Origin of the sequence: Bartonella florencae (genome assembly GCF_000312525.1) — a bacterium.
GTDB classification, from domain to species: Bacteria; Pseudomonadota; Alphaproteobacteria; order Rhizobiales; family Rhizobiaceae; genus Bartonella; species Bartonella florencae.
Genome location: NZ_HE997452.1, coordinates 69,708 through 76,204, shown reverse-complemented (window position 1 = coordinate 76,204; position 6,497 = coordinate 69,708). Strand labels below are relative to the sequence as shown.

The 6,497-nt window shown below is 43.0% G+C and carries 7 protein-coding genes; all 7 read left to right on the top strand.

Annotated elements, in window-relative coordinates; all coding sequences use genetic code 11:
* Nucleotides 1-77: 77 nt before the first annotated feature.
* Nucleotides 78-515 carry a single-stranded DNA-binding protein gene (gene ssb / locus BN202_RS03110; RefSeq protein WP_019219074.1) on the top strand — a complete coding sequence of 146 codons (438 nt, stop codon included), beginning with the start codon at nt 78-80 and terminating at the stop codon, nt 513-515.
* Between the two features lie 69 nt (nt 516-584).
* Complete coding sequence (locus tag BN202_RS03105) at nt 585-1,118, top strand: Panacea domain-containing protein (protein ID WP_244426403.1); 534 nt, start codon at nt 585-587, stop codon at nt 1,116-1,118.
* 176 nt (nt 1,119-1,294) lie between these two features.
* The gene (locus BN202_RS03100) at nt 1,295-1,822 is read left to right on the top strand and encodes a hypothetical protein (protein ID WP_019219072.1); all 528 of its coding nucleotides are present in this window, start codon (nt 1,295-1,297) and stop codon (nt 1,820-1,822) included.
* A gap of 211 nt (nt 1,823-2,033) precedes the next feature.
* Nucleotides 2,034-2,369 carry a hypothetical protein gene (locus BN202_RS03095; RefSeq protein ID WP_019219071.1) on the top strand — a complete coding sequence of 112 codons (336 nt, stop codon included), beginning with the start codon at nt 2,034-2,036 and terminating at the stop codon, nt 2,367-2,369.
* A gap of 1 nt (nt 2,370) precedes the next feature.
* On the top strand, nt 2,371-3,699 hold the full coding sequence (locus BN202_RS03090) for a PBSX family phage terminase large subunit (protein WP_019219070.1): 1,329 nt from the start codon (nt 2,371-2,373) through the stop codon (nt 3,697-3,699).
* The gene (locus tag BN202_RS03085) at nt 3,684-5,702 is read left to right on the top strand and encodes a portal protein (RefSeq protein WP_019219069.1); all 2,019 of its coding nucleotides are present in this window, start codon (nt 3,684-3,686) and stop codon (nt 5,700-5,702) included. Before BN202_RS03090 ends, BN202_RS03085 begins: the two co-directional genes overlap by 16 nt.
* Before the next feature lie 13 nt (nt 5,703-5,715).
* The coding region (locus BN202_RS03080) for a hypothetical protein (protein WP_019219068.1) at nt 5,716-6,497 on the top strand (782 nt) is incomplete at its 3' end.

Here is a 6,497-nt window from a genome sequence, read left to right as displayed (position 1 = left end):
TGAAATAATTGAACAAATAATGAAATTATGATAAGGTTTTATTTGTAGGAAATGCAAATCAAATGGAACTCACAAGCATGTTGAATAAAGTGATCTTAATTGGTTATTTAGGGGCGGATCCCGAAAGCAAAACTATGAATTCTGGTGCCGAAATAGTCAATTTTCGGTTGGCAACATCTGAGAGCTATACAGATAAAAATACACACCAAAAAGTAGAGAAAACAGAATGGCATTCCGTGGTGGTTTTTAATCCACATTTGGCAAAAATAGCGCTTCAATATTTACACAAAGGCAGCAAAGTCTATATTGAAGGGCAGCTTCAAACCCGTAAATGGCAAGATAAAAACGGTATTGACCGCTTTGTAACAGAAGTCGTTTTACCTAAGTACAAAGGCGACTTAAAGCTTTTAGATGGCAAAAATGATGATAATCAAGAGCAATCATCCCCCTATGACAGAAGCATTTACAGACCTCTTGATATGCCTGCAGTACCAAATGATGGTGTTCCTTTTTAGAGGAGCATTATTGAATGAGAAAAGTGATGATGTTAAAGGACTTCTGTAAAGTTGCATATTTTGTGGGGTATGAATGATATGTACCAAGTTCAGCAAATTGCTAACTTTTTTCTTGAAAAAGGACGTGAAGAGAATATCCCAATTTCTCCCATGAAGCTTATTAAGCTGGTGTATCTTGCGTATGGATGGATGTTAGCAGCTACAGGTAAGCGTCTTTTTTCTGATCGTATAGAGGCATGGCAGCATGGTCCCGTGATACCGGCTCTTTATCATGAGTTTAAAGATTGGGGAAGGTGTTTTATCGATTGTTATTCTCGGACAGTTGATTTAGAGACAGGAGAAATTTTTATCCCTAAAATTCATAAAAACTCAACAAATGAATATACCGTTAAATTATTAGAGATCGTTTGGAATGCGTATAAAAATTTTTCAGCAGCTTACCTACGTAATGAATCCCATGAGGAAGGGTCCCCATGGAAGAAAGTATATAATTTTGAGCGATTAGGTGTGAAACTAAAAGACCATGACATTGAAGAATATTTCACACAAAAAATCAATAAACACTCACAAAAAGCGGAGAGAAAAGGAGCCTCTTGGTCTTAAAAAGCTTCGGCTTGCCGGTAGTGATATTAAGAAACAACCTGAATCTTTCGTTAAGATTACTGCAGATTGTCATCCTAGAAGGACTGTTCACTATGCTGTTACAGAACAAGAAATAGATTCGTTAAGAGACTGTGCAATGTACGCATATCATTTTGATAAGGTATCAGAGGGTGTAAGTGAAAGCAAATAAAAAGAGGGGACGCCCTAAGATAACAGGGCAGGTAAGAGAAGCTAATGGACGTATCTCACGAGCAAAAGCGCCTCGTGAAGCCGTTGATAAATTGGCAATAGAAATGCGTGCAAAGCGCTTCTGTTTAAGCTTACAAGCTGCAAAAAATCCGCTTTCTGGTACTTATATAGGGCGGCTTTGCTTGCAAGGTGTGCTTACTCAAGAGCAATATGACACCGCACAACAATATCTACAGATAAGAAACGACTACCTTTGTGCAAAGGGCTTGCCTAATGCTATTTATGACGAAATGCCGTCATCTTCTGATGATAAAGCAAGAGATAAATGGGTAGAATTCGCAACAGAGAAGTTTTTAAACACGCAAGAGGTGATAAAAGAAGCGCAATGTCTCTATAGACAGTATAACCTTTATGCAGCACTACAGTACCTCGTTAGTGAAGATCAAGAGTTACCGCATCTCGTGAATTCACTAAAGGTTGCTCTTAATGCGCTTCATAAGCATTTTGATCGTTAGGTTTACTGGCAATCAGATTCTAAGCTTCTTCATTTTCTTCATATTTATCTCCTTTAAAAATATCAATATGTGTTATTTTTGTGTTGACAAAGTGTAGCAAATCGTATTTAATGACATTGCTGTACTTAGGCGTATTGTGTCTAACGAGGGTGATGTACAGTGAAAAATCCCCGCAAATGCGGGGTTTTTTATTATCTGGAGGGCGTATTTTATGACATGCGAAAATACAGAACAGGTTCTACAATCAAAAAGAAACTTGTCACCACCCAATGCAGGAAAAGGGCGTGTGAAAGGGGTTCCAAACAAGAATACACGTCTTCTTAAAGAGGCAATTATTAAAGCTGCTGAATTGGCAGGTAATGAATATGGAAATGAAGGTTTGGTTTCTTATCTAAAAAAGCAAGCAGTCAAATGCCCTGCTGCTTATTTAGCATTGCTTGGTAAAGTGTTGCCTTTACAAGTAACAGGGGAGGATGGAGATGCAATTAAGGCGATAACGCGTATAGAAATTGTAGCGCCTGATTTTGAGGAAAATGCTTTAGAGTAAGATGACTGTAACGAAAGTTACCATAGGTCCAAAGCTTATTCCCATATTTGTAGGAAAAGCGTCAGTGCGTGCAGCTTGGGGAGGGAGAGGGTCTGGCAAGACAAGATCATTTGCTTTGATGGCAGCTTTAAGAGGCTATCAATTTGGTATGAAAGGGATATCGGGGACTATTCTTTGTGCGCGTCAGTTTCAAAATTCGCTAGCAGAGAGTTCATTGGAGGAAATTAAGCGTGCTATTGAATCCCACGATTTTTTAAAGAGCTATTATAAGGTTGGGGAAGCTTCGATTAAGTCGAAAGATGGTCGTATTTCTTTTCAGTTTTCTGGACTAGACCGCAATATTGCGAGTATCAAATCGATGGGGCGTATTTTGCTCTGTTGGGTTGACGAGGCAGAGCCGGTCACAGAGACTGCTTGGCAGACTCTTATACCAACATTGCGTGAAGAGGGGGAGGATTGGAGAGCAGAGTTATGGGTAACATGGAACCCATTGCGGGATAATGCACCGGTTGAGAAACGATTTCGCTTTTCGGATAATGAAGCCATTAAACGTGTAGAGGTTAACTGGTCAGATAATCCATATTTCCCCAAGATCTTGAATGAAGCGCGACTTGATGATTTGAGAAACCGCCCCGAGACCTATAAACATATATGGGAAGGGGCTTATCTTACAGCGGTTCAAGGGGCTTACTTTCAGAAAGAGATGTTGGCAGCTGAGCAAGAGGGGCGGATAGGGCGTGTTGCACGTGATCCATTGATGCAGATACGCGCCTTTTGGGATATTGGGGGGACGGGCGCTAAGGCAGATGCCACAGCGATTTGGATAGCACAATTTGTTGGCAGAGAGATCAGAGTGCTAGATTATTACGAGGCACAGGGGCAGCCATTATCCGAGCATATCGGTTGGTTGCGGGGCAATGGTTATGAGAAGGCACTGATGGTATTACCCCATGACGGTGCAACCAGAGACCGTGTGTACAATGTGAGTTTTGAGAGTGCTCTTAATGATGCTGGTTTTGAAACGCAAGTGATCCCTAATCAAGGGGCTGGTGCAGTCAAAATGCGGATAGAGGCGGTGCGCCGTATCTTGCCTTCTGTTTGGTTTCACGAGGAGACAACGGTAGCAGGTCGTAAGGCACTCAATTGGTATCACGAGAAATGGGATGAGAAGCGGGGTATTGGATTAGGGGCAGAGCATGATTGGTCGAGTCATGGGGCAGATGCTTTTGGATTAATGTGTGTGGGTTATGAGCAACCAATACAGAAACATAAGAGACAAGCTTACAGCGGTAGAGAAGCTTATGAGAGTACGTCATGGATGGCAGAATGATGCATGATGGAGAGCATTTAGAGCAAGATAGCAACGCTTCAGATCTGTCAACAGAAGGTTTGTTTCGTAAACTTGTCTCTTGGTACAAAGAAGATGTTGAGCATGTGAACAAATGGCGCGAGCATGCAAGGGAGGATTTTCGTTTTTACAACGGTGATCAGTGGAATGAAGCGGATTTAGCGGCATTAAAAGAGCAACGCCGCCCCGTTATGACTTTTAATCGTATTGCACCATTGGTCAATGCGGTTGTGGGGTCAGAGCGTAATAACAAACGTGAAGTACAGTTTATTCCCCGTCAAATAGGCAAAGCGTTGCCTAGTGAATTGCTTACAGGGGCAGCTGAATGGTTTCGGGATATGGCACAAGCCGAATATGCGGACTCGGATGCTTTCCAAGATGCTGTCATTTGCGGCATGGGGTGGACTGATACGCGTCTTGATTATGAAAACAGCCTTGATGGCGAACCGGTTATTACGCGTTTAGACCCTCTGAAAATGGTATGGGATAGCGCGGCAGTACAACCGAATTTAACCGATGCGCAACGCATGTGGTATGTGGACCGCAAGCCTTTGGAAGTTGCAAGACAAATGTTTCCCAAAGCCCATTGGAGTGAACTGAGTGCAGATTGGGCGCGGGATGGGAGTGCTTATGAAGGGGGTCATCATAATGATCTAGAGGCTTATGATGATGAGAGGGGCATTGATGCTGAAAACGGTCGACGGATGATTACCCTTGTTGAATGCCGTTGGTTTGAAAGCGAGAGATATTATAAGGCGCCCGATTTATCGACGGGAGAACTTCGTGATTATAGTGAGGAGGAATTTAAGCAACTTCAATGCATGATGCCTCAGATACAAGGGGCAGTTTTTAATAAAAAGGTTGTTAAACGTGCTTTTTTAGGCAGGAAAGTTTTGTTGTGCCCCGATCAACCCATGGTTCCTGCTGGTCAATTAGGGTGGGAATGTATAACGGGTTATTTTGACAAGTTAGAGCGGCAATTTTATGGGGTTGTGCGTCCTACCAAAGATCCACAACGGTGGGCGAATAAATATTTTAGCCAAGTGATGCATATCCTTAATAGCCAATCCAAAGGCGGGATTATGGCGGAGAGGGGGGCTTTTGAGGATGAGAGAGAAGCGGTAAAAAGTTGGAGTAGGGCAGATAGTATTACGGTTTTAAAAAATGGCGCTTTGGCAAGTGGTAAAATACAACCAAAACCCGTAGCACAATTTCCCACGGGCTTTTTCCAGCTGTTTAATGAAGCGAAAGAAGCGATTAATCAAGTAACAGGTTTATCGCCAGAGTTTATAGGAACGAGAGAAGTCTCACAAGCAGGGATTTTAGAGGCACAACGTCGTCAATCCAGTCTTAACTTGCTTGCTTGTCTATTTGATGGGTTGCGTTTGTATCGCAAAAGGCAAGGCAAGCTTATTTTACACTTGATCCAGAATTATCTGTCTGATGGTCGTTTGGTGCGGATTTCTGGAGAAGAGAATGCGCAATATATTCCTTTGACGCGTGAAGCGGTGATGAGTGTTGATTATGATATTGTGGTCGATGATGCCCCAACCAGTCCGAATGAGAAAGAGCGTACCTTTGGCATTATCACGCAATTATTACCGTTGCTTCAAAATGCGGTTACACCGGATATCATGCTTGATTTGCTGCGTTATTCCCCATTGCCTGCGTCACTGCTTAATCGTGTCAGTGAGAAGGTTCAACAACAGCAGCAAATGGCGCAACAAGCGCAGCAACAGATGAATCCAGAACAAGAAATGAAGTTGCAAGAAAAGCAGCAGGACATAGCAGCGAAAAGCCAGATGCAACAAATGGATTTACAAGGCAAGCAGATTGAACTGTTCATGCGTCAAAAGAGAGCAGAACTAGAAGCAGAGTTGATGCAACAGAGACATGAGCTTGAACGGCAACGCATAATCAATGAGCAAGAGCAAAATCAGATCATGCGAGAGCGAGCAGCAACCTATAGAGGAAGAAGCATTTGAGAAAGGTGAAAGAATGAATGCAGAAATGAATGAAGGATTGAATGAGGATTACAGAAGTGGAGCACCAGTCTTTGATGATGAGGGCTCTTTTGATGTTGATCACGAGGTCGCAACGGTTGAGAGCCATGATGTTACGTCTCCAGAGCCGGTTGCAGAGCCCGTTGAACAGCTTTCAGGGAGTGTTCCAAGTCTAGATCGGCAACCTTCAGAAGAACGAGTCAAGCAAGCCCGTGAAGCGCTTGTCAAGTTTTATGAAACTCAACCCCAAGCGCAGACGCCAATAGTTGAAGGAGAAAGCGCACCCCCCGATCTACGTGAGGACCCCGTCCGTTTAGTGTCGTGGATGTTAGATAGGATTCAAAAGCAAGATGCGTATATTAGGGAACAGAAGGAAGCGATAAGACAAGCTGAGGAACAACAGCAGCATGATATGCGTCTTGGTCAGTTTTTCAACAGTTCTGTTGAGTCTTTTCAGAAAAAAACCGGTGATTTTGATGCTGCGGCAGATTTTCTTTATGAGACGCGTGCAAAGCAGTTGAGTGCGTGGTCTTCTGTTTATCCGAATTATGCGCAAAAGAGTACGCTAGATGCGATTATAGGGGATGAATTACGTATGATTGTCGCAACGTGTGCACAAAAAGGCGTTAATCCAGCAGAAGAGCTTTATAGGATAGCGCAAAATCTAGGGTATCAAAACCAAGCGGTCCAAGCCAATGATCAAATTGCAGCACTTCAAAGTCGGCAGAATTCTGCGAGAACCTTAACGGCATCGGGTGGAGGGGGCAGTGTTGGACC